Origin of the sequence: Haloarcula rara (assembly GCF_029338235.1) — an archaeon.
Lineage (GTDB): Archaea > Halobacteriota > Halobacteria > Halobacteriales > Haloarculaceae > Haloarcula > Haloarcula rara.
In genome coordinates this window covers 16778-41326 of sequence record NZ_CP119785.1, presented here as the reverse complement: position 1 = coordinate 41326, position 24549 = coordinate 16778, and the positions used below count along the sequence as shown (strand labels likewise).

The following is a 24549-nucleotide window of genomic DNA, read 5'->3' as shown; positions in this document are numbered from 1 at the left end:
CCGTAATCACAGCGGTAACAGCGCGGAAGCCCACCGCTTCAGCGGTGGGTCGCTGACAACGCCGTTATATAGGGTCACCGGTAACGCTAAATTATGACACGGTTGAGTCGACGCGCGTTCATCGCCAGTGGTGTCGCGGTCGCGGCCGCAAGCGCAGGCTGTTCTTCGAGCGGGGGCGGGGAGACGACAGAGTCCACTGAGTACGACTCTATCGCCGAGACGGCCACCCCGTCGGACGAGCAGCCGCTCCCGACGCCAGTTGCCGGTGACCCCGATGCCGACGTGACCGTCGCTGCCTACTCGGACTACGCCTGCCCGCACTGTGCGACCTACTCGGTCGAGGTGTTCCCGAAACTGGCGAGTGAGTACCTCGAATCGGGGACCGTCCGCTACGAGTTCCGCGATTTCCCCATTCCGGTCGACCAGACGGTCTCGTGGCAGGCCGCCAGCGCCGCCCGCGCGGTCCAGGCCGAGGCCGGCACGCAGGCGTTCTACGAGTACAGCGAGGCACTCTTTCGCGACCAGTCAAATCTCGGCTCCGAGCGGTACGCTTCGTTGGCCGACGAGGTCGGCGTCGACGGCGACCTCGTCCGACAGGCCGCGACCGAGAGGGAATACGACCCGACTGTCCGCGCCGACAAGCAGGCCGGGGAGGACCGCGGCGTCTCCGGGACGCCGACGGTGTTCGTCGACGGTAGCCAGGTCGAGTGGCAAGAGATCGCCTACGAACCAGTCAGAGACGCCATCGAAGCCGCGAGGTCGGGATGAGAGACAGCCCCGACGTGACGGTCCTACGCCTCGGTCACCGCCCGGGGAGAGACGAACGTATCACGACACACGTCGGACTGACCGCGCGGGCGCTGGGTGCCGACAGGGTCGTCCTGGCCGGCGCCGCCAGCAGCCGGGCCGACACCGTCGTCGATATCACCGACCGCTTTGGCGGCCCGTTCGACGTGGCGACCACCGACGAGCCAAAGCGCCGCATCCGCGACTTTTCGGGCACCGTGGTCCACCTGACGATGTACGGCGAGTCGATCCAGGACGTCGAGGGCGACATCCGGACCGACCACGAGACAGAGCCGCTGCTGGTCGTCGTCGGTGCCGAGAAGGTCCCCTTCGAAGTGTACGAGCGGGCCGACTACAACGTCGGCGTCACGAACCAGCCACACTCGGAGATCGCCTCGCTGGCGGTCTTTCTGGACCGGCTTTTCGAGGGCGCGGAACTCGACCGCGAGTGGGACGACCCCGACCAGGTCGTCGTCCCCATGGAGACCGGCAAGAAGGTCGTCGACCCGGAGGACGTCGAGGATGTCTGAGCGAGTCCGGTGAGCCGGTAGATGTCACTGCTCGATTTCCTCTCGTCGTCGCGGCTCGTACCAATCCTTGGCACGGTCTATCTCGTCTATCTGGCCAGCCAGCCCCCGCCAGCCCGCTGGGTCGGACTCGCCTGTCTCGCCATCGTCGCGCCCTTCGCCATCGGCTGGCTGCTGGGTCGGTTCGCCGGTGTCGGGCCCTGGGCGGAGTAGGAGTGTCAACGAGCACTCCGATGGTGAGCGAACGCGCAGCGTTTGCGAGCCACGGGGCGTGCCCGCAAGGGCGTGACCCGATGATGAGCGAACGCGGTTTGTTCGCGAATCACCCTCCGTGGGCCGAAGCGAACGGAGCGGAGGTGAGCAAACGCGCAGCGTTTGCGAATCACGGAGCGCGAGTGTTAACGAGCGCTCCGATGGTTTTAACCACGTGACCCCCCGAAGACCAGGTAATGGCTTTTGAGGATCTGCTGGAGGACCCCGTCATACAGAAGTACCTCCACGAGCTGGTCGGACCGAAAGGGATGCCGGTCGCCGCCGCGCCGCCGGACGGCGAAGTGACCGACGAGGAGCTGGCCGAGGAGCTGGGCCTCGAACTGAACGACGTGCGCCGCGCGCTCTTTATTCTCTACGAGAACGACCTGGCGGCCTACCGGCGGCTTCGCGACGAGGACTCCGGCTGGCTCACCTACCTCTGGACGTTCCAGTACGAGGAGATTCCCGAGCAACTGGAAGAGGAGATGTACCGGCTGCTGGAGGGGCTCGAAGAGCGCCGGGAGTACGAGCGCAACAACGAGTTCTACCTCTGTGAGCACTGTGGTATCCGCTTCGAGTTCGGCGAAGCGATGGAGTTCGGCTTCGAGTGTCCCGAGTGTGGCAACCAGGTCGAAGCGATGGAGAACACCCGCCTCGTGACGGCGATGGAGAGCCGCATCGACGAGCTGCGGTCGGAACTGAACGTGGACGCCGAGGCCTGATGGTCGTCCTAGGTTCTAAAGTGTACGTGACGGGCGACGCCCGGGAGCGTGCACTCGACGGTCTGCGCGGGCTGGTGACCGACCGCTTTGGCGACCTCGACGTCGAGTTCGATATCGGCCACCGCGAGGACGACTTCCCAGTGGTCACGGTGACAGGCCCCGACGAAGTCGTCGCGCGAAACGTTTTGCGCGAGGAGTTCGGCGAGGTCGTCCCCACCCACGAGGCCGGTGAGACGTACGTCGGCACCCTCGATTCGTGGGACGACGACGGCTTCGTGCTGGACGCCGGGCCCGCCGGTGACGTGCAGATTCCCGCCGAGAACCTCGAACTCGGGCAGGGGACGCCACACCAGATTCGCAAGCGGTTCGGGCTGGTCCAGCACCTCCCGCTCCGCTTTGTCGCCGGTTCCGAACCCCGACTGGCCGACGAGGAGGTCGACCGACTGTACGACTGGAAACGCGGCGGCGACCACGGCAACGGCCGCGTCAACACCAACAGCGCCACCCGCTCTGAGGTCCGCGCGACTGTCAACAAGTCGGGTCACGCCCAGGACATCGTCACCGTCGAGCGGCTCGGTCTGCTGGAGATGAGTATCATCTGTAACCCGGACACCGACGCACCGGGGCTGCTTTCCGACATCGGTCGATTCATGCCGTCGGAACTACTCGCTGTCGTCCCCTGAGTCATGCAACGTCGCCACCTCGCCCTCCTGTCCGTGCTCGCGCTGGTCGCTCTGGCCGGCTGTACCGGTCTCTTCGGCCCCGAAGAGGTAGACGAGGGGAAACTGAACGAGAACGCCACCTACGACTGGGAGACGGAGACCAACGCCTCGATAACCCTAAACCGCACCTCCTACCAGGCGGTCTATGACATCCCGAACAACTCATCGTACACCATCCACAACCGGGACGACCTCGGGCGCGAGGAGAGCGTCCCCGTCAGTGCGTTGCGCTTTCGCTTCGATAACGGAACGGTCATCAGCCCCGCGAACTCCTCGCTGACGGCCCGACAGACGGGGCGCTCGACCGTCATCGAACTCCCGAACGACAGCAGCGGCCAGGTCGCCTACACCGCGCCGCGTCAGGGCAAATCGTTTACCACGCCGGTGTACACCGAGGGGTACACCTACGCGGTGACGCTCCCGCCGGGTCGACGGGTCGGTATCCCGCTGCTGTCGCAGGTCACGCCGGGGAACTACGAGACTGACACCAACGCGACGACCGACCGGATGACCGTCACCTGGTCGGAGCCGGTCGAGTCCCGCGCGATACGGGTCCGCTTCTACCTCGAGCGTGACCTCTACGTCTTCGGTGGCCTCGCGCTCGTCGCCATCGTCGTCGGGAGCGTCGGCACGGTGTACTACTGGCGTCAGCTCCAGGAGGTACGCCGCCGCCGACAGGAAGCCGGCATCGACCTGGAAGAGGAGTACGACGACGAGGACTTCGGCGACGACGGGCCGCCGCCGGGTATGCGCTGACTCCGCTCGGTTTCGGCTTCGCTGGTCGGCGATGAATTATGTCACTTCAGGTAGTAGTCATTGCTATGCCGACTGAGACATACGGCCAGTGGATGGGCACGCCGATGGACAGCCGCGACATCGACCGACTGCTGACCGACAGCGGCTGGGGCGTCCTCTCGCTGGCCGAGGGCGACGAACCGTACAGCATCCCCGTCTCCTTCGGGTACGACGGCGACGACGTCTTCCTCGCGCTCATCAGAGACAGCCCGGAGAACACCAAGTTCGACTTTGTCGACGACGGCCAGCGGGCCCGCCTGCTCGTGACAGATATCGGCGGGCGATTCGACTGGCAGTCCATCGCCGTCACCGGGACCGCGCGGGCGCTCTCCCGGGACAGCGGCGAGTGGGACCACGCCGTCGAGACGCTGGACGACAACGCCTGGTTCTCGACGGACTTCGAGCGTGCGGAGGGTATCGAGGAGATAACCGCGTGGCGACTGGAGGTCGACGAGATTCGGGGGCTGGAAGTGAAAGAAGACGAGAACTGAGCGGTCGCGGCTGGCCCGAGAGACTCGGTGGTAGTGTGGTGTTCCCCGCCCTGCCGCCAATGTTTAAATCCGATGGGGAGTCCAAGGTCGGCATGCAACCGGTTACTATCTCGTCACCTGTAAGCGCCCCCTGGCAGCGACCACGCACAGGGGGGCGGTGACAGTGGCACCGCTCCCGGTCGAGGTCCTGCTTGGCATCTCGCACGGACTCCTGATGAGCCTCGTGCCAGTGGTCGGCGTCGGAGCGATCGCGTTCGCGTTCCAGTACGTAGAGGGCACGGAACTCGCCCCGCCACTGGTCGTCGTCTGTGCGCTTCCACTCGGCTTTGCCGGCGGTATCGTCACGGGACTTATCAACCTGCCGACGGTCGCGGCGGAGCCCGTGGCCGTGCTCCCGCGACTGCTGACCGCCGCGCTCGTCATCGGACTGGTCTCGATGTACGCCAACAGCCAGGCGTCGAAGCTGGCCGAGCGCCTGCCACGCGACCGTTCCCAGCCGACGAGTCGGGAGCGGCCGCTGGCGCCGGCAGCGCTTGAGGCCGTCGACGGCAAGGGTCACGTAACTATCTCGGCCGTCGGCGACGTTCGCGACGTCGACGGGTACTCCCCGCTGCAGGCGGACCTTCGCGCGGAACTGGCAGACCAGAGCTGGCAGTTACCGGCCGACATCCCCATCGTCGAGATGGAGGCCCGGCTGGAGGACCGGCTCCGGAGCACGTACGACCTGCCGGCGGTCGACGTGTCCGTCGACGCCAGGGGGACCGCGACCATCGCCGCCGCACCGCCGTCCAGGAACCTCGCGGGGAGCATCCCGGACGGCTGGCGAGCGGTGTCAGTCGAGACGCTGCTGCCGACCGGACTGTCGGTCGGCGACGAGGTGACCGTCACGGCCGGTGAGGAGACGGTCGACGGCGTCGTCCTGGGCACGACCGACGAGGTGGCCGACGACCAGTGGGACGGTGCCACGGCGCAGACGCCGTCGACTGGCGGTCGGGGGCTGGCGACCGTGGCCGTCCCGACTATCGACGCGAGCACGCTGCTCGAGTCCGAGGAGCTGACACTCTCGGTGAAACCGGCCGGTGCCCGCGAGGAGTTCCGCGCGTTCTCGCTGCTGGTGCGGGCTGGCCACTCTATCCGGAAGGTACTGCTGGACGACCGGACCCGGAAGCAACTCCAGGCCACCGACGAACCGATCGAGGTGCTCGCGCTCCGTGCGGCGGACGACGGCGGCGCTGCCGACAGCAACTGGACGTTCTCGCCGGGCCACCTGAACGGCGACGCCGCGTTCGTCCTCGGCGATGGACCGGTCCTCGACAGAATCGTCTCCGGCGAGGAGACCGTGGGGGTGGGTCAATGACCGGGCTCGTCGTGCTCCAGATAGTCACCAGCTGGACACAGACGGCGATACTGAGTATCCTCGGATTCGGGCTGCTCGCCCTGGTCACCGCGTCAGCGCTGTCGTTCGTCTTCCGGCAGTACACCACCAGACAGCTCCCCGCCGGTGCCGGGATGTTGCTGGGCGTCTCGTTTATCGCCGTCTGGCTCGCCGTCGACAGCGCGCTGACGGGGACCCTCGTCGGTGACACCGGGCTGGCCCACTACGGGACCGGTGCCTTCCTGCTCGGGACGTTCGTCGTCAGCGCCGGCGCCGCCGAGTTCGGTCGCCGAATCGGTGACCGTATCGGCTGTGACGTCTTCGACATCACGCATCTCGATGCACAGACGGACGCTGTCGACCTGCTCCAGTCTGCTCGGCTCGTTGTCGAACTCCGGGCACCGACCCAGATAGCGGACGCGGACGGCTACCTGTCGGCCGACGACGACCTGAAGGCCGAACTCGCGGGCCGTCGGTTCCGCTTCCCGCGGCGGCTCGATGTCGAGGACCTCGAAACGCGGTTCGAGACCCGCATTCAACAGGATTTTGACCTCGATTACGTCGATGTCTCCCTCGCCGAGGACGGGACCGTCGAACGGGTCAGCGTCGGTGTGAAACCCTCCGGGCTGGGCGCCTCGCTGCCGCCGAACACGGCCGGTGTCGCCGTCCGCGCGACGCCGCTCCCTGAGGCCGGTGTCGGCGATCCGGTCGAGGTCTGGACGACTGGCGAGACCGAGCAGTTCGTCACCAAAGGCGAGTTCCGTTCGACGGACGGCGAGACGACGACGCTGCTCGTCGACGAGGGCGACGTGGCCAAGCTCGACCAGAGTGAGGAGTATCGCCTGGTGACACACCCGGACACGTCCAGCGACCTGGCGGAGTTCATCCCCGTCATCCGGGACGTAGAGGAGACGATGACGCGAGTGATAGTCGAGGCCGGCGGCCCGCTCGAAGGCGAGTTCGCGGGCTGGTTGCCCGTCAGTGTCCCAGTCATCGACCGCGCGGGGACCGCCATCCCGTTCCCGGCCGAGCGTGAGACGCTGCAGGCGGGCGACGTCGCGTACGTCATCGGGACGCCCGCCGATATCGCCCGGCTCGACCAGTACGAAGCGGACAGGGAACGTGCCCGCCGGATGGTCGACGAGTCGGCAGAGCAAGTAGAGGCCGTCGGCGACGACTGACCGACGGCGGCCACCGTCACGGGCGTGTTGACCTTTTTATCGGAAGGCGAAGCGAGATACCGTATGGTTAGAGTCGAAACGTCTACCGACCGGCGGGCCGGCGTGACCTTCGTGACCGCACAGGTCACGAACACGCGGTCGACGCCACAGACGGTCAGGATGCGTGCCAACGTGGACGGGCCGATGTGGGAGCCTCGGTCCGGAAGCGGCCGGTCGCCCGAATGGGGGGAAGAGACGTGGGAGACGACGATACTGCCCGGACAGACCCGCGGTATGGGCTTTGCGACGCCGGTCGAACCGACCGATTCGATGACGAAACTTGTCTCGGTGACCAGACAGGAAGATGCCGGCACAGCCACACGTGAGGAGGCAGTGCTGGCGGAACTGGACGAGTGGTCACCTCCGTCCGACATCATGGTCGAAGAGCAATGATAATCACAGTCACCGGCGGGAAAGGCGGCGTCGGCAAGTCTACGACCACGCTCAACCTGGCCCGCGAACTGGACGGCGTCGCGGTCGACGCGGACCTTGCGACCTCGGACCTCCCGCGGGGTCGAGGGCCGGATATCCACGACGTTCTGGCCGGTCGCGCCGCACCGATGGACGCGGTCGAGTGGCTCGGCTCGGTCCGGGTCCTCTCCTGTGGGCGGACACTCGAGGGGGCTCGGGCCGCCGAACTCGACGAGTTGCCCCGCACGCTCGACCTCCTCGACCGGAAATACAAACACGTCGTCGTGGACACGCCGGCCGGGTTGGCGCGTGACGTCGGCGTCCCAGTGGCAAGCGCCGACGTTGTCCTGCTGGTCACGACGCCGAAGAAGCCGGCGTTGCTGAACGCGCTCCAGACCCGCGAACTCTCACTGGACCTCGATACGCCGGTGGCGGCCATCGCGCTCAACAAGGCCGGACCCGAAAGCGAGATGCCTGACCGACTGGAAGACGAATTCGGCGTTCCGACGACCGGAATCCCGGAGAGCGAGGCCGTGGCGGCGGCACAGGAGACCGGCATGCCAGTACGTCAGGCTGACCCGGACGCCGAGGCGCTTGAACGATACACTGAGCTGGCACGCACGATACAGGAGTGCGAACAGCGTGGCGGTGGCGCGCGAAACTCGATTGGCAACACCGGACGCTGAGACCCAGGCGCTGTCATTTCTCCGGACCACAGTTGTCTGTCCGAACGGCCAGCGACCGGTGGATGACCTCCGGATACAGTGTGTAGGTTCAAAAAGGAAGAGGCGGCGACTCTCAGTATGATTGCTATCGCCGGTGCGAAGGGGGGTTGTGGAAAGACCACCGCTGCGCTTGGCATCACCGAAGCGTTCGCACGAGGCGGGACACCGACGCTGGCAGTGGACGCCGACCGTCAGCTGCCCGACCTGCACGTGACCGCCGGACTGGAGCCGGAACCGACGATCGCCGCCGTCGAGAATCACGATTCGCCGACCGACGTCGCACAGACGAGCGTCCGTGCGGAGGACGCGATGGTGCTTCCGGCGCCGCGGTCGTCCCAGAGCGTCGATCTCCAGTCGACACTGGAGACGCTCAAACACGCAAAACCGCAGCTGGTCGTCGACTGCCCGTCGGGCGCCGGACCCGACGTGGTCGAGCCCCTGTCGGTTGCCGACGAGATTCTCGTCGTCACGGACGGCACGAACCGGAGTGTGAGTGCCGCCAAGACGACCATCGACATCGCCCGTCGTCTGGACGTACCGGTCGTGGGTGTTCTGTTGAACCGCTGTGAGGCGGTTCCGGACGAAGTCGAGGCGTCCCTGGACGTCCCGGTACTCGGGATGGTTCCGGACCGGAGCCGGCCGCTGCAATCGTCTGACGTACAACATGCCTACGACGACCTCGTCGGGCGAATCAAGACCACGGATGGCGACGAGGCCTGGGACACCGGCGACCAGACCGTCGAGCGGCTGCCGACCGGCGTCGAGGCCATCGACAGCTCACTCGACGGCGGGCTGCTTCCGGGAACCGTCGTCGCGCTGACCGCCGACCCGGACGGGCATTCTGAGTTCCTGCTCTACGAGCTGACGACCACGCGTGGGACGCTGTATCTCACGACGGAGCGCTCTGAGTCCGTCGTCCAGCACGCCATCGACTCCACTATCGCGTCGGCGGGGAAGCCGACTATCAGGGCGCTCGACGCGGGGGATCCGCTGGCGGAGGCGACGCAACTCGTCGAACAGCTGCCAGAGGGAGCGAACCTCATCATCGACTCGATGTGGTTGCTCGAACAGCAACAGCCCCAGCGGTACAACGAGTTCCTCAACACCGTAACCGAGGTGATGCAGGAGACGGACGGCATTGCGATGCTTCACTGTCTGGACCGGCCGGAGAAGACCAACAACCGTGGCACGACAGAGTACTTCGCGGACGTGGTGTTCGACCTCGAAGTCTCCACGGAGACCGACGCCGTCGACCACCGGCTCATGATTCCAAAGTCCCGCCGTGAGCGAGCGCCGTCGGAATCGATAGTGCTCGACCTCTCGACACAGCAAATCATCGGCGACTGATACTGCCGGCTGTGTGTTCGTGAAGATATTCACACCGCAGGGTGACGAATTACGTCAGTTTGTTACAGTCGGCAGTACGAGACGGGCTGTCGGTCCCTCGTTTCGGCTCCGAGACGGAAGGACTACCGCTATCCGTCCGAAGGCTGGGCGGGACAGACGATAGCGCTGGTATACTCGGCGCGTCGGCCGCTTCAAACGAGAGGTTTCAGGTCTTTCACCGTCGAGCGAATCGTCATCCGGGAGACGTTCGCGAGGTCGGCGGCAGCGCTCTGGGTGAGGTCGACGTTCTCTTCGAAGGCCGCTTTGTACAGGCAGGCGGCGGCTACGCCGCTTGGGTTTTTACCGCCGACTTTACCGTTCTCTGAGAGGATGACCGCGTATTCGCGGGCCAGGCTCTCCACGCCGCTTTCTAGGTCCAGCTCGGAGGCGTACCGCGGGAGATACTCCGTCGGTTTGATGGGGCCGACGGGCAGGCCCAGATCCCGGTTGAGCGCGTCGTAGGCGGCTTTCAGCTCCGTCCGTTTGGCTCGTGAGACCTCGGTTATCTCCTCCATCGTCCGGGAGATAGACAAGGACCGGCAGGTCGCGTAGACGGCGGCCGCGGCGAACCCTTCCAGCGAGCGACCACAGAGCAGCTCCTCGTTCTGTGCGGAGTCAAAGAGCGCACAGGACTGGTCCCGCACCGAATCCGGCAGGGAGAGCGACGAGACGAGTCGACGAATCTCGGTGTAGGCGTACATCTTGTTTCGCTCGCTCTTCGATGAGAGGCGCGCCTGATTGTGCTGTCGGCGCATCCTGACGAGCTGGCGTTGCCGTGAGCCCGACACCTCAGTGCCGGTCCCGAACCCGATCTCTGTCGAGAGGCCGCGGTCGTGTCGGGACCGCGTCAGGGGGGCGCCAGTTCGGCGTTTCTCCGACTCCTCCCCCGTCGACCGCCATTCCGGCCCACGGTCTATATTGTCCTCGCTGCAGACGAGCCCACACTCGGTACAGATTTGCTCGTTCTTACTGGATTGGATGTCCCCACCACACTCAGTACAACTTGTCAGGTTTACTTGCCCCATTTTTCACACCCACTCGAACGATATAATAGTAATCTCAGGTAGATTAAAAAGTTCCGGTCTTAAAAATTTGTAACTGGTATTAAAATATATCATGTGATAAATAGTTGTAACTAAAACTCTGGTCGGCCGATCCGAACGCCCCCGGATGGGTCCTATCGAAGAGTTAAGTACGTGCCAGGTCGAACGAACGGTATGGCTATCGACCCGGAGTTCGAAACCAGTCGTGACATCGTCGAACAGCACGAGGGTCACGACGTCTGGGGTCCCGTCGAGGAACCGGAGACGCTCGGTATTCACGGCACACACGTCGCCGTTGATTTCGACATCTGTATCGCCGACGGCGCCTGTCTGGAGGACTGTCCCGTCGACGTCTTCGAGTGGGTGGACACCCCCGACCACCCCGAGAGCGAGATAAAGGCCGACCCGGCTCACGAGAACCAGTGTATCGATTGTATGCTGTGTGTGGACGTCTGTCCCGTCGACGCCATCGACGTCGACCCCGGTCGAGCGGGTCGGCTCTAGCCCTCGTCCCCGGATTTTTTGAGATACGCCGCGAGACCGGCGGCCGTCGCGACGCCGGTTCCGACGAGTACCTCCGTAGTCGGGAGGTCATCTGAACCGCCGTTTTCGGTCGCTTGCGTTCCCGTCGCCCGTTCCGTTTGCTGGGCTCTCTCGCCACTCGCTTCGCCCACGACGGTCAGTACGATAGCGTCAGTGGTGACACGGTCGTCTTCGTAATCGAACTCGAAGCGAGCAGTGTAGCTTCCGGCGGACTCTGCAGTAGCTGACAGCGAAATCGTCGTCGTCTCCTCGGTCGACAGCGGTCCGACTGCCTCTGGGGCCGAGACGGACAACCCCGAACTTTCGACACTCGCCGTGAGCGAAGGCGAGGCGCTCTGATCGCCCGCGTTCGTCACCGGCACCGCTACCGTGGTTTCGCCGACTGACAGCTCTCCCGTCTCGGGAGTCATGACACGAACGGTGGGTGGAACGGCGACGTCGGTAGCCGCCGAATCGGCCTCTTCCCGGGCCGTCTGTGCCTCCGATTCGAGCTCGCGGAGGTCCTCGGCTATCGTCTTCGCGCTTTCCCGCCCGACGGCACCGTCCGTCTCCGTGTATATCTCCGCCTGTCCGAGGAAGGCCGACCGGGCGACGCTGATACCGGCGTGTGGGTCCTGGAACGCCTGTAGCTTGTCTCGTCGGTCCCGGACGTCCTGTTCGATCCACTCAGTTCGGGTCCGTTTCGCGACTGGCTCCGTCTGTCGCTTGGTCCGATGCCGAGCCGCTGCGGCTCGCTCACTCAGCGCGCTGTCCTCGTACGTCGAGGTGATATCCGAGACGGCGGTCGACGCCGCCTCGACGTCGTCGTCTTCGACAGCAGATACGAACTCGTCTAGCAGTGTGGTGATTTCACTCATTGGTTTGGCAGTGGGGTTCCGGCTATAGCACTATCCAGACCGCTCTGACTGTACTCTGCGATGTCAAGCACACCGGCAACACCGAGTTCGAAGCCTGAACGCGCCAGTACGCGCTGTGCGTACGCGAAATGGGCCGAATAAATCGGCTCGATCAGTCCAGCGATGTCTTCGATTTGAATGTCCTCGTCGTCGTTGAGGAAGTCCAGAATCGCCAGTATCGAACCGAAGAAGTCCAGATCAGTAAGCGTCTCTTTGATAACCTCGAGCTGCTCGTGGACCGTAGTGGCTATCTCGACCATCTCGTCGCGGGCGTGTTGGTAGCCGAGCCCGGCCCCGGTGTACCCCCCATCCAAACCACCGACAGTTTCGGGCGACAGTGACGTCCGGATTTCCTCCAGTTTCTCGTCGGCGTTGTTCATGATTTCGGTGAACGCGGCCGTCTCCATCAGGTCCCCGGCGAACTGGGCCACGATCGAATCGAACTTGTCCGCTGCGTCCCCTTGCAGCGTGTTCTCGACCTCTCCCTGGTCGTCGATGTCTTCGCCGTTGGCGATATCGACCAGAGCCTCGTATAAGATTTGCGTGTAGCTGACCAGCCCGCCAGATAACTCCTCGGCGAGCGGTTCCGACACCTCTTTTATAGCATCATGAGATCTGGTTACGACATCGTTGAGTCGGTCGTCGATGCGTTTCCCGAGGCCGGCCGAGATGTTATCGGTAATCTTTTCGATCAGCTTGGTCTGTAACACGATCGCCACCAGCAGTTCCAGCGTCGTCTTCAGAACGTTGAACTCCGAGTGTGGCAGTTCGATAGCGCCACCGGAGCACCCCTCCGGCGCGGTAATGTCGCCGTCCAGCGGCGGGTCCCCGATGAGCGAACGGCCGTGGAGATACGATTCCATCGCCCACTTCGACCGATCCAGTAGCTCCCGCCGCTCCGTGTTCGGTATCCCGGGGTCGTCCCGATAGCTCTTCAGGGCCTCGCTCAGGTCGGCCACGGTCGACGAACTCACGTCGGTGTCGCGCTCGAAGGTTCGTAGCGTTCGAACGGCATCGCAGTAGTGTTCCTGTACCACCTCCTCGGAGAGGGGGTCGTCGGTCGAGGACTGTGTCCCCGAGAGCACCGTGAGTCGCACAGGAGAGGTGTCCTCGCCGACGGTCCCGTGACTCTCGAGGAACGTGAGTCGACCCGGGCTGGCTGGGATGGCTCGACTCATGAACTCCCTGCTTTCCCACTTCTCCTGGACCGTCCCGTCGGTCGGGTCGAGCGTAAACACCCACCCGTTTTCGTTATCGTAGGTGGAGATGTCGTCGGTCAGGAACTGCGCGTAGATAACGCCGTTCGCCGCGCTCAACCGCGCCTCAGTGACCCCGTTTTCCGCCGGCAGGGGAAGGTCGGCGCTAAACGCCAGCTGGCCGCCCTCACGAGCCGACAGGTCCCACGCTTCGAGATAAAAGTCGTCCTTATCATCACCATAAAACAGTAGATACATGTTGTCGTTCAGAAAAACAGGCGAAGATATGTCACTGTGGATGTTTCCTGTGTAACCCCAGGTAGACTCGTCGTGGTTGTTGGCGAGTACAGTCCCGTCAGACTTCGACACTGCGGACCATTTATCGTCGCTCGAAAGGAAGACTGACCCCTGAAAAAGGCTAATCGTGTGACCGAGGTCCATTATGAGCTCTGCCCACGAACGCTCGAAGGCGTCCCCAGTGTCAGTCCCGACTTCGCTCAAAGTCCCTTTGCTCATCCACCAATGGACCGCCACCGTGTCGTCGCTTACTGCTATACTGTAGGGGTTGTATAGGCTGTCCTCTCGCCATTGGACCGTCCCGTCAGTATCGAGGGCGATTACCTCTCCACCTGGGTTTCCAACGATATACTCTACCGTTACGTAAACCCGATCACCGTAGACCGTCGGATAACTCCCGAATTTCGGTTCAGCTCCGCGGGAGTTCTCATCGTATTCGGCCACCTCGGTGACTGTTTTCGACCAGACGATGCTCCCGTCGTCTCGCGAGAGGGCGTACAACTCGTCCCCATAGACATACACGTGGTCGTCGCCGACAGTGGGCGTGTGTTCGACTGTCCCGAGGTCGGTCTTGTACCACTTCTCGGACGCAGTCAGGAGGTCATACACGGCGATGCCGTCGGGTCGCTGGACGTACACTTCCTCGTCCGTCACCGCTGGCGCCGTCAGGGTCGACGAATCGAGAGATCCGGAAACCCGATTGTGCGGTACGTTCTCCTCCTCGGTGAGGGGATACGACCAGCCTGTTTCGAGATCCCGTATCGGTGCCGAAGTCCCTCCGACGGTCTGTAATCGTCTCGACCCACCTCGGTGCTGTGGCCACCCTATCGACCGATCGCTGTCCGTCCCTGTACTTTGAGCTCGACCGAGCGGCGTCAGTGTACTCGCCCCCATCAAAGCGAGCACTTCTCGTCGGGAGAGATACGATAGCCTGCTCATCACAGATAGAACCCATTTCGTGATTAAATAAACCTTTGTTTAATCGGATTTAAAGAACAAAGCTCTACCACCAGTTTTTGAGGAGCCAGGGATAGAGCACACAGTCAGTCCACTGCACTCAGTGGAGATTTTAACCGCTCGGCTACCACGATTGTCCGCATTACTTCTCGGTACGTAATTCGAATGTAGGCTTATTGCCATCTCCCGGTAATACCCATTACCGAGGGTTGTGATACCAATGAACACAGTAGTGCTGACCAAAGGGGTCCCCGACTTCCGCGAGGAGCAGGTCTCCTTCGACGAGGACGGCCACCTCGAACGCGGCAAGACGCCGACGGTGATGAACCCGAACGACAGGCCCGCCTTGCGGGCGGCGCTGCAGGCGAAGGTGCGAACGGGCGGGACAGTCTCGCTCATGAGCATGGGACCGCCGGGGTACGAGGACGTGCTGCGGGAGGGGATGGAAGACGTCTACGCCGACGATTGCTATCTCCTCTCGGACCGGGAGATGGGCGCGGCGGACACCTGGGCGACGGCGATGACCGTCGCCACGGGCCTCCAGCGGCTCGCTGACTCACCTGACCTCGTCGTCGCGGGGTTCAAGACCGCCGACGGGGAGACGGGCCACACCGGGCCCCAGACCGCCTACTGTCTGGGCTGGCCGCTGGTGACCCACGTCACCTCGCTCGACGTCGATGCAGCGGCCGGTCGGCTCCGGGCGGAGCGACTCGTCGACGGCGACGCGAGCGAAGTGGAGACCGTCGAGGCGCCGCTCCCGTGTTTCGTCGTCGCCGACCCGGAGTTCGAGCCGACCTATCGAACGGCCAGCCATCGGCTGGCTCACAAGGACCTCCGGGATGCGACACAGCAGCGGGCCCGGAACCTGGAAGACCACCTGACGGTGTGGGACCACGAGGACCTGAACCTCGACCCGGACTACATCGGGCTGGACGGCTCGCCCACCATCGTCGCCGGGGTGGACCCTATCCCGAAGGCGCCCGCCGAGCGCGACGCCACGGTGGTCGACGGCTCGCGGCCGAGCGAGCTCGAACCGGTCCTTTCCGAACTCACGCCGTACGCGGCGGGTGACTGACGATGCCCGAACTGGACCCACGCGAGTACGAGATAGCCGACCTGGGACCGAAGCTGAAGGAAATCGAGGACCCCGACGAACTCCGGGCGATGCTCGAACTCGAACGGGAGGGCGACGGTCGGCCGCCGGTCGAGACGCTCATCGAGGACCGAATCGAGAAGGTATCCGGGGACGATGACGAGGACCTGGATCCCGAGACCGTCGACCTCGCCGAACGCTCGGTCGCGGACGTCGCCAACATGGTCAGGAGCATAGACGACGCGGACGTGTTGCGCGATATCCTCGAACGGGAGCTGTCGGGCCCAGACCGCGCCAGTGCAATCACCCAAATTGAGGGCCGTATCGACTCCCTCGAAGGCAGCGAAGCACACGAGGAACCCGTCGATACCGTCCCGCCCGAGGAGAAGTATCCCGAACTCGACCACCCGACCAACGAGAAGCAGTGGGTCGAGGGGACCATCGGCGGCGACTACCGCGATATGTGGGTGTACTGTGAGACGCAGGCCGGCGCCCTCGCCGAGGTCTCCAGCGAGATGCTGGGGAAGGCCCGCGAGCTGATGGACGACTACAACGAGAGATACAACAGCTCTGAGCGGGTCGTGGCGGTCCTCGTCGGCGCCGACGCGAGCGACTACGTCGACGAGGTAATCGCCTGCGGCGCGGACCTAGTGGTCTATCACGAAGACAGTCGATTGGAGCGGTTCCGACACACGCCATACACCGAAATCGTGGTCGATATGATGCGTGCCGGCGGGGAGCTGGCCAGCGAGGGCCACGAGACCGTCGGCTGGAAGGACTACCACGAACCCCGGTACACGCTGTTCCCGGCGACCAACAACGGCCGGGACCTCTCGGCGCTGGTTCAGGGGGCGCTGGACTCCGGGCTGGCGTCGGACTGCTCCGGGCTGTACATCGAGAGCGAAGTGATATCCAACCCGGCGAAAGTCGGTCAGGCGGGCGAGAAGAAGGAGTTCGACCGGGTACTACATATGAAGCGACCGGACTTCTCCGGATTCGAGTACTCGACGATTCTGTGTATCGACAAACCGGACCGGGACTTCCACCCGCAGGGCGCGAGCGTCATCCCGGGGAGTTTCCCGGTTCCAGACCCCGACCCCGACCGCGAAGCCGAGGTCGTCGAGTACGAGATGGCACTGGACGACGGCTGGTTCACCGTCGACGTGACCGACGTCGAGCGGCTGACGGGTGGCGTCGACCTCGCGGGCAACGACGTCGTCGTCGCTGTCGGCCGGGGCATCGCGGACGACCCGACGCGGGGTGTCGAACTCGCGCTGGACCTCGTGGACGCCTTCGACGACGCCGACCTCGGGCTCTCCCGTGGCGTCATCACCTCCTCGTACGCCTTCGAGAGCCACGTCGAGGACTACGTCACCGAGGAGCGCCAGATAGGCGAGTCCGGCCAGGTCGTCGAGCCCGATATCTACATTGCCGCCGGTATCTCGGGGGCCATCCAGCACAAAGTGGGCTGTGACGAGGCAGACACCATCATCGCGGTCAACACCGACCCCGACGCGGACATCCGGGACTTCTCGGACTACGTAATCGAGGGCGACCTCTTCGAGGTGTTGCCCAGACTCACCGAGGCCGTCGAAGCGGGGCGACTGGCCCCGGTCATGGAGGCCAGCGATGACTGAGCACGAGCGATACGAGGCCGTCGTCGTCGGCTGTGGGCCCGGCGGCGCCGCCGCGGCCGCCGCGCTGGCCCGAAACGGCGTCGAGACGCTCGTGCTGGAGCGCGGTGTCGACGCCGGTTCGAAGAACGTCTCGGGCGGTGTTATCTACGCCGAGGAGAGCGCGCCCTACACCATCGAGAGCCTCTTCCCCGGCTTCCGCGAGCAGGCCACCGAGCGGCCGGTCACTGACAACTACATCCATAACGTCGCCGGCGACCGGGTGAAGACGTTCGACATCGGCGAGTTGCACCACCACGACACCGCCTGGGCCGACTCAGTGCTCCGGCGGCCGATGGACTCGTGGCTGGCCGAGCGCGTCCACGAGCGCACCCGCGAGACCGGCGGCGGGCTGCTGACCGAGATACACGTCACTGGGCTCCTGCGAGAGAACGGCGAAATCGTCGGCGTCCGGACCGAGGAGTTAGCGCCCATCGAAGCGGACCTTATCGTCGCCGCCGACGGCGTCAACTCGGAGCTGGCCCGGGACGCCGGCCTGATGGACTGGGACGACCCCGCGGAGTGGTTCCAGGGCGTGAAAGCCGTCGTCGACATGGACCCCGCGGTCCTCGACGACCGCTTCGACATCGACCCCGACGAGGGCGAGGCCCACCTGTTCTCGGGCGACCTCTTCGACGGCGTGCGGGGCGGGGGGTTCCTCTACACCAACCGGGAGTCGCTCTCTATCGGGACCGTCTTCCACCTCGACTCGCTGGCCGACGAGCGCGCAGAACCGCAGGAACTGCTGGACGCACTGCTCACTCATCCCCTGCTGGCCCAGTGGCTCGGCGAGGAGTACCGCGAGCGCGAGTACAGCGCCAAGCTCGTGCCGGACTCGAAGAAGGTGGCCCACGAATCGCCCCACGATGACCGACTCGTCCTGGTGGGTGACGCGGCCGGCCAGATGCAGGCCCAGGGCCCCATCATCAAGGGGATGAACCACGCCGTCTCGGCGGGGGCGCTCGCCGCCGAAGCGTTCGCGGACGCCCGCTCGCGGGGCGACCCGCACCGCGCAGGGGAGTTCTACGAGCGGAAACTCCGCGAGGAGGGCGTCATGGCGAAGCTGCGGCCCCGTAGCTACGACCTGGTCGGTCGCCTCAGCGAGATAGACGCCGTGGACAGGGTCGCCACCGCCGTCGCCGACTCCGCGCTGGGACGGCTCGGTCTGCGGGCGCGCCCGGGCTCCTCGAACGCGCCTACAACTCCCCCGGCTCGTCGCGATGGTTCCCGATACCGGACTGCCCTACGTGATGCTCCCGACCGTCATCGGCGAGGAGCTGGGTGAGGCCGTCGATGCCGAGAGCCGCGTCGACCCGCCCGAACTGGACGAGCGCATCGGCGAGTTGACCTACGACGTGGGCGAGCCACACATCCGGCTGGTCGACAACTCCTTCGGGGCCTCGGGGACGGCCGTCACCGCCTGCCCGGTCAGCGCCAAGGAGTTCGGCGGCGGCTGCTACCGCGACGAGCGGGTCCGGACCAACGGTCACGAGGAACACCTCGTCAGCCTCGACACCCAGCCCTGCGTCGAGTGTGGCACCTGCGCCGTCGTCGCCGACACCGAGTGGGAACACCCCGCCGGCGGAAAGGGCGTGGACTTCGACCAGGGGTGAGCAGGCGTGAGCAAGGCAATTTCGGTCCGGGTTCGACAACTGGACCGCCGGGCGGAACGGACCGACGACGGCTTCGACCCGGACCCGCCCGACGAGGCCCGCGCCGAGGAGCTCCTCCGGCGGGGCGTCGGCCCGACGGTCGCCCTCTACTGTGAGGCCCGCACTGGCGACGCCTGGCACCGCTTCGACGAGGCAGAGTTCGAGCGACTCGAAACGGCGCTTGACCGATGGCTCTCGCTGTACGGCGCCTGCTACGGCGTCGACCTCGATGGGACGTATCCGGTCCGAACCGCCGCGGAGCTGCTGGTCGACACCCGCGATATCGGAGACGTGGCCGCGGTACTCACCGGCGTCCCGGACCGATAGCGGGGGAGCCACCTGGGAACAACCTCGCACGGTGTCCGCGATAACCTTTGACGTATTGGGGCGTGGTACCGTGGAGCATGGAACTCACCGAGCCACTGCGGTTCGACCACCCGGACAGGCGGGAGATATACGAGTACGTCGAGTCACGCGGAACTGTCGATGCCGAGCAGGTTCGCCGGGCGCTGGGCATGGAACAGCATCCCTTCGGCCACCACCTCGTCATTCTCAGGCGCAAGGGGATGGTGACACGCGAGGCGGACGAGCTGCGTATCGCCTACGAGGACACGGAGACCCACTCCTACGAGACGGCGCAAGCGGAGTTCACCATCCGGCAGGCCCGGCAGGAAGACCTCGACGGACTGGTCGGGGCGATTCGAGCGGCCATCGGGAGCGGGGAGTACGTCGACGCCGAGACGGTCGCGGACATCGTCGACAGCGAGGGCGTCATCATGCGCCACAACGACGTGGAGTCGCGCATCTTCTTCGTCGCCACCGTGGGCGGGGACGTGGTGGGCTGGGTCCATCTGGAACGGCCCGAAACGACGAAGCTCAGCCACACGGCCGAACTCACGGTGGGCGTCCTCGCCCAGTACCGCGGCCAGGGCATCGGCAGTCGGTTGCTAGAGCGTGGCACGGAGTGGGCGGCCCAGCGGGGCACTGAGAAGCTCTACAACTCCGTTCCCTCGACGAACGAAGCGGCAATCGAGTTCCTGGAGGCCCACGGCTGGGAGACCGAAGCGGTCCGGGCGGATCACTACAAACTCGGCGACGAGTACGCCGACGAGGTGATGTTGGCCCGCGAGCTCCACAGTAACAATTGAAACGATTTACACACCGATCGCACTACCGTCGTGCGATCGGGTGTGCATTGGATTTCAATGGCTACTGTGAGGCCACTCGCCCTCGCGGCCCGACAGCGGCTCCGGGACCACGCCGTCCTCGGTCGCGGGACCGCGTGCGTGGGCCGGACAGACCAGCCGGTCGTCGGTCCACGGAATCCGGAGTCGCACCGCCGCGGTTCGCTCACAGCCGTCTGCGTCGCAGGTCGTCATAGCAGCGCGACGCCCAACATCGCGAGCAGTATCGAGCCGGTCAGCAGCGCCTGCGCGACGCTCGAGGCCAGCATCCCGGCGGTCGTGACGAGGGCGGCTTTCAGTCCCTGCCGGGCGTCCTGCTGCCGGTAGAACTCGACGGCAAAGACCGTCGCGGCGACGCCGAGAATGATGCCCAGCGGGCCGGTCAGGAAGAACAGCACCAGCGCGACCACGCCCGCGAGCAGTGCCGTCGTGTTCGAGGCCCCGCCGGCGCGGGCCGCGATAGCCCCGCCAAACCAGTCCACGACCCAGGTCAGGACGCCGACGAGGACGAGCGCGACCAGCAGCCCGAGCCCGGGCTCGCCGGTCGCGTACCAGTAGGTGAAGACGCCGACGAGGGAGAGCAGGGCGCCCGGGACCTGCGGGACCAGACTGCCGACGACCCCGGCCACGAGCAAGAGGAACGCGAGGACCACCAGCCCGGTGTCGATGGTGAGAAACATCAGGTGACTACTGTTCGGGGTAGAGGCGTGTCAACGTTTCGACCGCTCCGCCGACGGCCCGCTTGCACTCGCGCTCGGAGACGAAGTCCATCCCGTCGGCGACATCGCCCCACGGGCGGGCTTGTAACACCTTCCGGACGAGCAGTCGCTCCTCGCGGGCCGACAGGGCGTCAGGCTCGGCCAGGGCCACGAGGTGCCGGAGTGTGAGCCGGCGGAACGGGGCCGGGTTCGTATCGAGGATGGACGCGCCAGTCGGGAGGCCGGCGACGAGCGCCACTCCCACGCCGAGAGGTCGAGACCAGGCTCGGCCTCGGCGGCCGCGAGCGCGCCTCGGACCACGTCGGGCTCGGCGTCGTCGAGCGCGTCAGTCAGCGTGGCGCCGATGCGGTCACAGAACCAGCCGCTGTGACGGGCCGAAAGCTCGCGGCCGGCGTCGCTGCAGGGATCCATCATCACGGCCGAGTACTCCCCGCTGCGGTCGTTGCGCGAGGTCGAGAGGTGCAGCGTCCGGTAGCCGTTCGCCCGCCAGAAATCCAGGAGTTCGGGCGTGGCCCCGAACCCGACGCCCAGCCAGTCCATCTCCTCGGCGAACTCCCGTCGTATCTCCGAGAGCAGCGTCGAACCCAGCCCACGCGAACGGACGGCGCCGTGTGTGGCGATGCGGAGGACGCGCTGGCCGACGGGTACGCCGGCGTCCCGGTCCCGGAGCTGTGTCGTCAGTACGTCCGGAATCATGTTGCCACGGATTCGGCCGCCCTCGTACATCCGCTCGCGCGTCTCGGCGTCGAGGGCGCCCTCCTGGGCCAGCAGTGCCACGGCGACGACGTGGCCACGCTCGGTCAGTGCCCGCACGGTGAGATTCGGGGCGTCCAGGAGCCGCGCGAGGTCGGTCGGCTCCGTCCGGTAGTGGGCCAGCACGAGCAGCCCGAACGTCTCCCGGAGCAGGTGCTCGTCGGAAAGCAGGTCCGCCGACGTGAGACAGCGGTAGGTGGCCGTCTCGGGAGTCGCGTCCTCGACGACTTGTGCGACCGGCGGCCGGGCGTCAAGCATGAGCGCCCGGAACGCCCACACCTCCACGGGGTCTGCGTCGGCGTACCGTATCGGTTCGGTCATCGAGACCTCGGCGACTGCGTGGTCGGCGTCGTCGAGCCGGTCGCGAAAGCGGACCGAGAACCCCCGGCCGGCCCCCTCGTAGCCGTGGACGGTCGTGGTGAAGGCCGCTGAGGGGGCCGAAAGCAGCGCTTCGAGCCGTCGGACCGGCAACGCAGCGGCCTCGTCGACGAGCACGACGTCGGGCTCGCCGGGCAGGTCGACCGCCCGTGACGGCGGCTCGAAACGGATGCATCCCTCGTCGCCGGTCGCCGTTCTGACGGTCAATCGCTGGGGGCGGCATCCTGGTCGCCCTCGACCGACACCTCCAGCGTCTCTAGCAGCGCCTCGGCGCGGGCGAACAGCTCCCCGGCGCTCCGGTACTGCGGGGCGGTCACGAGCACGTCCAGCCCGTCTCGGGCGAGGTTCGCGGCGGCCAGCCCCGCGGCGCTGGATTTCCCGCGACCGCGGTCAGCTTCGACGACGACGGCGTGGCCGGGCTCGGCGAGCGCTTCGAGGGCCTGGACCGCGTCGCGCTGGTCGGCACTGTGACAGGCCCCGTAGGTCGCCCCGGCGAAGGTGTGGTCTGCCGGCGGGTCGGGCGCCCGCTGGCGTCGACGCGGCGGCGGGTCGGTCAGCCCGGATTGCTCGACGGTGTCGCCATCGCCGTCGACGGCGACGACGCCGATACCGCGGTGTGCTCGGATAGTCTCGACCAGCCGACGGCGGAAGTGGCCGGTCACCTGGTCACGGTGGAAGGGCGGCACCGCGAGCGAGTCGTCGAACGCGTCCCGGCGCGCCGGCCAGTCCTCGAGGGGCGGTGTCAACAGGAGGAGCAATCCGCCGCCGTCGACGGCGCCGACGGCGGTCCCGAGCGCGTTCGGGCGGCACGCCTCGTGGCCGTCCACGACGACGGCCGACTGGGTCCGCCCGAGGAGTTCGGCCGCCCGGCGCTGCTCGTGGCGCTCGCAGTCGACGAACGGTTCGGGACCGAGGACAGTCGTCTCCTCGACCGGGATATCGGTCCCAGCCAGCGCCGTGGCCGCTCGCTCGCGGGTCAGTTGGGGGTCGCCGGCCAGCACGAGCACCCGCCGTTCGTTCGTTCGCTGGGCCTCGGCACGCAGCGCCCGGGCCAGTTCCATACCGGCCCTGCGAGACGGGCGGCCATGGAACTGACGGAACGCCGGTCTCACTGGTCAGGCGGTCCCCACGGTCGTGGTGCGTCGGGCGGAGCCGGCCCCAGGCGGCCGGTCCACTCGCCATACCAGGGACTGATAGCTGGGACGCTAGGGTTTTACCCCCCGACAGCGTTGGTGATTTCAATGCCACAGGTCGTGGTCCCGGTCCGCTATCCGCTGACGAAAGACTCCAGACGGACGCTTGCCGAGGCAATCAAAATCGCCGAGGGGGAAGACGCAGACCTCACCGTCCTCCACGTCAACCTCTACCAGAAGAGCACCCGCGTCTCGCGGGCCGAACTGAAACGAGCCGTCGAGGAGGCCTTCGGCCACGTCCCCCGGAGTCGGTATATCGTCCGGTCGGGGATGCTCGTCGAGGAGACGATTCTCGACGAGGTCGCCGCGAACGACGCGGATATCGTCGTCATCGGCTCGAAACAGGCCAGCCGCTGGCGGAAGATGGTTCGCCGGCTGGTCGACGACCCCGACATCGAACGCTTCCTGCGGGAGGAACTCGACTGCGATATCGTCACCGTCTCCTCGAACGGGGCGCCGCGTCACTCCCCGTCGGCCTCAGTGGGCTGAGGGGCGGACGGCCCCGGCTCGCCCCCGTCGGTGGGGACACCAATCTCCCGCCCTCGCTGCTCGGCCATCGACACCTCCATCGCACCGCTCGTCTCGTCGAAGTGCAGATGTGAGTGGGGGTACGCGAACTCCACGTCGGCGTCGTCGACGAGGGCCGCGAGGTTGGTCTGGACATTCGAACGGGCCGCAAGCAGCTTGTACGGTTCGCTCACCCAGTAGCGAAGGGTCAACAGGACGCCGTGGTCCCCGTACTCGTTGATGTAGCAGGTCGGCGACGCGGGGTAGCGGGCCGCACCGACGCGGATGTCCGGGCCGCCGCCGATGACGTTGTCGACCTGGCGGGCCGCCCGTTCGATGATGGTCCGGGCCTCCTCGATGTCGCTCTCGTAGGTGACCAGCACGTCGAGTGAGAGCCGCATACGAGGGTCTTCGGCGGAGTAGTTGACGACGTCACGGTCCCGCATCGACCCGTTCGGGATGACCAGAAAGGAGTTATCGAGGGTGAAAATCTTCGTGTGTCGGAGCGTGATGTCTTCGACGAAGCCGCGCTGGTCCCGGTCGGCCAGTTCTATCATGTCGCCGATTTCGTAGGGCTGGTCGGCAAGCAGGAAGATGCCGGAGATGAAGCTCCCGACGATGGGGGCAACGACGACACCGACCACTGCAGAGAAGACCGCGACAGAGAGGGTGATATCGCCGAGTCTGATACCCCAGACGCCCAGTATCGAAAGGAGACCAAGCAGATAGATACTCATGCGAGTGCCTCGCAGCGCCGTCCGTGTGAGGCTCGGCCGACGGAACCACTGGGCGATGCGCCGACCGAACAGCCGGACGACGAGCCGCGAGACCGCCAAGGTCAGCACGACGATGATGACAGTCGAGAGTACGCGGGCGACCCACAGGTCGACAGCAAAGGGTAGCCACGAGAGTATCGCCTGGGTCAGGTCTGACGCCTGTCCGGTCCCGTTTGGTGCTGCACTCGACGATTGCAGCAACAGCAAGACGTGACCGGGATGCATGGAACACAGTGGTGGATACGGCGAGAAAAGCGTTCCCCCTCGAAAAAGGCAA

The 24549-nt window shown here is 65.6% G+C and carries 24 protein-coding genes and 2 pseudogenes; 19 read left to right on the top strand and 7 right to left on the bottom strand.

The annotated features are described in order from the left end of the window. The first annotated feature begins 93 nt into the window (after positions 1–93). The 12 genes from P1K32_RS00255 to P1K32_RS00200 all read left to right on the top strand — a co-directional run bounded on the left by P1K32_RS00255 (position 94) and on the right by P1K32_RS00200 (position 9373). A complete protein-coding gene (locus P1K32_RS00255) occupies positions 94–768 on the top strand; it encodes a DsbA family protein (protein ID WP_276250719.1) in 675 nt (224 codons plus the stop codon). Next, positions 765–1316: a tRNA (cytidine(56)-2'-O)-methyltransferase gene (locus P1K32_RS00250; RefSeq protein WP_276250718.1), complete on the top strand. Its 552-nt coding sequence runs from the start codon at positions 765–767 to the stop codon at positions 1314–1316. The genes P1K32_RS00255 and P1K32_RS00250 overlap by 4 nt, the downstream gene beginning before the upstream one ends. 21 nt (positions 1317–1337) lie before the next feature. Continuing rightward, positions 1338–1526 carry a hypothetical protein gene (locus P1K32_RS00245; protein ID WP_276250717.1) on the top strand — a complete coding sequence of 63 codons (189 nt, stop codon included), beginning with the start codon at positions 1338–1340 and terminating at the stop codon, positions 1524–1526. Positions 1527–1762: 236 nt separating this feature from the next. Then, positions 1763–2287, top strand: coding sequence for a transcription factor (locus tag P1K32_RS00240; protein WP_276250716.1), 525 nt, complete (start codon positions 1763–1765; stop codon positions 2285–2287). Then, a complete protein-coding gene (locus tag P1K32_RS00235; protein WP_276250715.1) occupies positions 2287–2970 on the top strand; it encodes a DUF2110 family protein in 684 nt (227 codons plus the stop codon). The genes P1K32_RS00240 and P1K32_RS00235 overlap by 1 nt, the downstream gene beginning before the upstream one ends. 3 nt (positions 2971–2973) lie before the next feature. Next, the gene (locus P1K32_RS00230) at positions 2974–3765 is read left to right on the top strand and encodes a DUF5803 family protein (protein WP_276250714.1); all 792 of its coding nucleotides are present in this window, start codon (positions 2974–2976) and stop codon (positions 3763–3765) included. 65 nt (positions 3766–3830) lie between these two features. Next, positions 3831–4295 carry a pyridoxamine 5'-phosphate oxidase family protein gene (locus P1K32_RS00225; RefSeq protein ID WP_276250713.1) on the top strand — a complete coding sequence of 155 codons (465 nt, stop codon included), beginning with the start codon at positions 3831–3833 and terminating at the stop codon, positions 4293–4295. A 163-nt stretch (positions 4296–4458) separates the two neighbouring features. Then, positions 4459–5652, top strand: coding sequence for a DUF8167 domain-containing protein (locus P1K32_RS00220; protein ID WP_276250712.1), 1194 nt, complete (start codon positions 4459–4461; stop codon positions 5650–5652). Further along, positions 5649–6851 (top strand): DUF8167 domain-containing protein, encoded by a 1203-nt coding sequence (locus P1K32_RS00215; RefSeq protein WP_276250737.1) that lies wholly within the window; start codon positions 5649–5651, stop codon positions 6849–6851. The genes P1K32_RS00220 and P1K32_RS00215 overlap by 4 nt, the downstream gene beginning before the upstream one ends. Positions 6852–6914: 63 nt before the next feature. Beyond that, positions 6915–7283, top strand: a complete 369-nt coding sequence (locus tag P1K32_RS00210; protein ID WP_276250709.1) for a DUF7857 domain-containing protein — start codon at positions 6915–6917, stop codon at positions 7281–7283. Next, positions 7280–7987, top strand: a complete 708-nt coding sequence (locus tag P1K32_RS00205) for a MinD/ParA family ATP-binding protein (protein ID WP_276250736.1) — start codon at positions 7280–7282, stop codon at positions 7985–7987. Before P1K32_RS00210 ends, P1K32_RS00205 begins: the two co-directional genes overlap by 4 nt. Before the next feature lie 117 nt (positions 7988–8104). After that, on the top strand, positions 8105–9373 hold the full coding sequence (locus P1K32_RS00200; RefSeq protein WP_276250708.1) for a DUF7125 family protein: 1269 nt from the start codon (positions 8105–8107) through the stop codon (positions 9371–9373). A 191-nt stretch (positions 9374–9564) separates the two neighbouring features. On the opposite strand, the gene P1K32_RS00195 is transcribed toward P1K32_RS00200, so the two are convergent. Continuing rightward, entirely contained in the window at positions 9565–10437 is an 873-nt protein-coding gene (locus P1K32_RS00195) for a transcription initiation factor IIB (protein ID WP_276250735.1), read from the bottom strand. 192 nt (positions 10438–10629) lie between these two features. On the opposite strand from P1K32_RS00195, the gene P1K32_RS00190 reads away from it, so the two are divergent. Then, positions 10630–10959: a 4Fe-4S dicluster domain-containing protein gene (locus P1K32_RS00190; protein WP_276250707.1), complete on the top strand. Its 330-nt coding sequence runs from the start codon at positions 10630–10632 to the stop codon at positions 10957–10959. Here the strand turns inward: P1K32_RS00190 and P1K32_RS00185 are convergent. Together P1K32_RS00185 and P1K32_RS00180 are read right to left on the bottom strand one after the other, a co-directional pair. Beyond that, complete coding sequence (locus P1K32_RS00185) at positions 10956–11855, bottom strand: CARDB domain-containing protein (protein ID WP_276250734.1); 900 nt, start codon at positions 11853–11855, stop codon at positions 10956–10958. The genes P1K32_RS00190 and P1K32_RS00185 overlap by 4 nt on opposite strands. Further along, positions 11852–14041, bottom strand: a complete 2190-nt coding sequence (locus P1K32_RS00180; protein WP_276250705.1) for an outer membrane protein assembly factor BamB family protein — start codon at positions 14039–14041, stop codon at positions 11852–11854. Before P1K32_RS00180 ends, P1K32_RS00185 begins: the two co-directional genes overlap by 4 nt. 523 nt (positions 14042–14564) lie before the next feature. Here P1K32_RS00180 and P1K32_RS00175 point away from each other — a divergent pair. From P1K32_RS00175 to P1K32_RS00155, 5 genes and pseudogenes are all read left to right on the top strand, one after another. Further along, the gene (locus P1K32_RS00175; protein ID WP_276250704.1) at positions 14565–15419 is read left to right on the top strand and encodes an electron transfer flavoprotein subunit beta/FixA family protein; all 855 of its coding nucleotides are present in this window, start codon (positions 14565–14567) and stop codon (positions 15417–15419) included. A gap of 2 nt (positions 15420–15421) precedes the next feature. Next, positions 15422–17074 (top strand): electron transfer flavoprotein subunit alpha/FixB family protein, encoded by a 1653-nt coding sequence (locus tag P1K32_RS00170; RefSeq protein ID WP_276250703.1) that lies wholly within the window; start codon positions 15422–15424, stop codon positions 17072–17074. Then, positions 17067–18723: pseudogene (locus P1K32_RS00165) on the top strand (FAD-dependent monooxygenase). Before P1K32_RS00170 ends, P1K32_RS00165 begins: the two are co-directional and overlap by 8 nt. Before the next feature lie 6 nt (positions 18724–18729). Further along, entirely contained in the window at positions 18730–19089 is a 360-nt protein-coding gene (locus P1K32_RS00160) for a DUF8055 family protein (RefSeq protein WP_276250701.1), read from the top strand. 77 nt (positions 19090–19166) lie between these two features. Next, on the top strand, positions 19167–19910 hold the full coding sequence (locus tag P1K32_RS00155) for a GNAT family N-acetyltransferase (RefSeq protein WP_276250700.1): 744 nt from the start codon (positions 19167–19169) through the stop codon (positions 19908–19910). Between the two features lie 54 nt (positions 19911–19964). Here P1K32_RS00155 and P1K32_RS00150 read toward each other — a convergent pair whose 3' ends face one another. The 3 genes and pseudogenes from P1K32_RS00150 to tmcA all read right to left on the bottom strand — a co-directional run bounded on the left by P1K32_RS00150 (position 19965) and on the right by tmcA (position 22857). Further along, a complete protein-coding gene (locus tag P1K32_RS00150; RefSeq protein ID WP_276250699.1) occupies positions 19965–20141 on the bottom strand; it encodes a DUF8014 family protein in 177 nt (58 codons plus the stop codon). Next, a complete protein-coding gene (locus P1K32_RS00145; RefSeq protein WP_379690561.1) occupies positions 20138–20626 on the bottom strand; it encodes a DUF456 domain-containing protein in 489 nt (162 codons plus the stop codon). The genes P1K32_RS00150 and P1K32_RS00145 overlap by 4 nt, the downstream gene beginning before the upstream one ends. Before the next feature lie 7 nt (positions 20627–20633). Further along, positions 20634–22857 (bottom strand): annotated as a pseudogene (gene tmcA, locus P1K32_RS00140) (tRNA(Met) cytidine acetyltransferase TmcA). Between the two features lie 180 nt (positions 22858–23037). Here tmcA and P1K32_RS00135 point away from each other — a divergent pair. Further along, positions 23038–23478: a universal stress protein gene (locus P1K32_RS00135; protein ID WP_276250698.1), complete on the top strand. Its 441-nt coding sequence runs from the start codon at positions 23038–23040 to the stop codon at positions 23476–23478. On the opposite strand, the gene P1K32_RS00130 is transcribed toward P1K32_RS00135, so the two are convergent. Next, positions 23451–24497 carry a mechanosensitive ion channel family protein gene (locus P1K32_RS00130; RefSeq protein WP_276250697.1) on the bottom strand — a complete coding sequence of 349 codons (1047 nt, stop codon included), beginning with the start codon at positions 24495–24497 and terminating at the stop codon, positions 23451–23453. The genes P1K32_RS00135 and P1K32_RS00130 overlap by 28 nt on opposite strands. Positions 24498–24549: the final 52 nt, after the last annotated feature.

What these genes read in the sequence shown, in the direction of transcription:
- P1K32_RS00255 (WP_276250719.1), top strand. Translation starts at nt 94, where the DNA reads ATGACACGGTTGAGTCGACGCGCGTTCATCGCCAGTGGTGTCGCGGTC.
- P1K32_RS00250 (WP_276250718.1), top strand. Translation starts at nt 765, where the DNA reads ATGAGAGACAGCCCCGACGTGACGGTCCTACGCCTCGGTCACCGCCCG.
- P1K32_RS00245 (WP_276250717.1), top strand. Translation starts at nt 1,338, where the DNA reads ATGTCACTGCTCGATTTCCTCTCGTCGTCGCGGCTCGTACCAATCCTT.
- P1K32_RS00240 (WP_276250716.1), top strand. Translation starts at nt 1,763, where the DNA reads ATGGCTTTTGAGGATCTGCTGGAGGACCCCGTCATACAGAAGTACCTC.
- P1K32_RS00235 (WP_276250715.1), top strand. Translation starts at nt 2,287, where the DNA reads ATGGTCGTCCTAGGTTCTAAAGTGTACGTGACGGGCGACGCCCGGGAG.
- P1K32_RS00230 (WP_276250714.1), top strand. Translation starts at nt 2,974, where the DNA reads ATGCAACGTCGCCACCTCGCCCTCCTGTCCGTGCTCGCGCTGGTCGCT.
- P1K32_RS00225 (WP_276250713.1), top strand. Translation starts at nt 3,831, where the DNA reads ATGCCGACTGAGACATACGGCCAGTGGATGGGCACGCCGATGGACAGC.
- P1K32_RS00215 (WP_276250737.1), top strand. Translation starts at nt 5,649, where the DNA reads ATGACCGGGCTCGTCGTGCTCCAGATAGTCACCAGCTGGACACAGACG.
- P1K32_RS00210 (WP_276250709.1), top strand. Translation starts at nt 6,915, where the DNA reads ATGGTTAGAGTCGAAACGTCTACCGACCGGCGGGCCGGCGTGACCTTC.
- P1K32_RS00205 (WP_276250736.1), top strand. Translation starts at nt 7,280, where the DNA reads ATGATAATCACAGTCACCGGCGGGAAAGGCGGCGTCGGCAAGTCTACG.
- P1K32_RS00200 (WP_276250708.1), top strand. Translation starts at nt 8,105, where the DNA reads ATGATTGCTATCGCCGGTGCGAAGGGGGGTTGTGGAAAGACCACCGCT.
- P1K32_RS00195 (WP_276250735.1), bottom strand. Translation starts at nt 10,437, where the DNA reads ATGGGGCAAGTAAACCTGACAAGTTGTACTGAGTGTGGTGGGGACATC.
- P1K32_RS00190 (WP_276250707.1), top strand. Translation starts at nt 10,630, where the DNA reads ATGGCTATCGACCCGGAGTTCGAAACCAGTCGTGACATCGTCGAACAG.
- P1K32_RS00185 (WP_276250734.1), bottom strand. Translation starts at nt 11,855, where the DNA reads ATGAGTGAAATCACCACACTGCTAGACGAGTTCGTATCTGCTGTCGAA.
- P1K32_RS00175 (WP_276250704.1), top strand. Translation starts at nt 14,565, where the DNA reads ATGAACACAGTAGTGCTGACCAAAGGGGTCCCCGACTTCCGCGAGGAG.
- P1K32_RS00170 (WP_276250703.1), top strand. Translation starts at nt 15,422, where the DNA reads ATGCCCGAACTGGACCCACGCGAGTACGAGATAGCCGACCTGGGACCG.
- P1K32_RS00155 (WP_276250700.1), top strand. Translation starts at nt 19,167, where the DNA reads ATGGAACTCACCGAGCCACTGCGGTTCGACCACCCGGACAGGCGGGAG.
- P1K32_RS00150 (WP_276250699.1), bottom strand. Translation starts at nt 20,141, where the DNA reads ATGACGACCTGCGACGCAGACGGCTGTGAGCGAACCGCGGCGGTGCGA.
- P1K32_RS00145 (WP_379690561.1), bottom strand. Translation starts at nt 20,626, where the DNA reads ATGTTTCTCACCATCGACACCGGGCTGGTGGTCCTCGCGTTCCTCTTG.
- P1K32_RS00135 (WP_276250698.1), top strand. Translation starts at nt 23,038, where the DNA reads ATGCCACAGGTCGTGGTCCCGGTCCGCTATCCGCTGACGAAAGACTCC.
- P1K32_RS00130 (WP_276250697.1), bottom strand. Translation starts at nt 24,497, where the DNA reads ATGCATCCCGGTCACGTCTTGCTGTTGCTGCAATCGTCGAGTGCAGCA.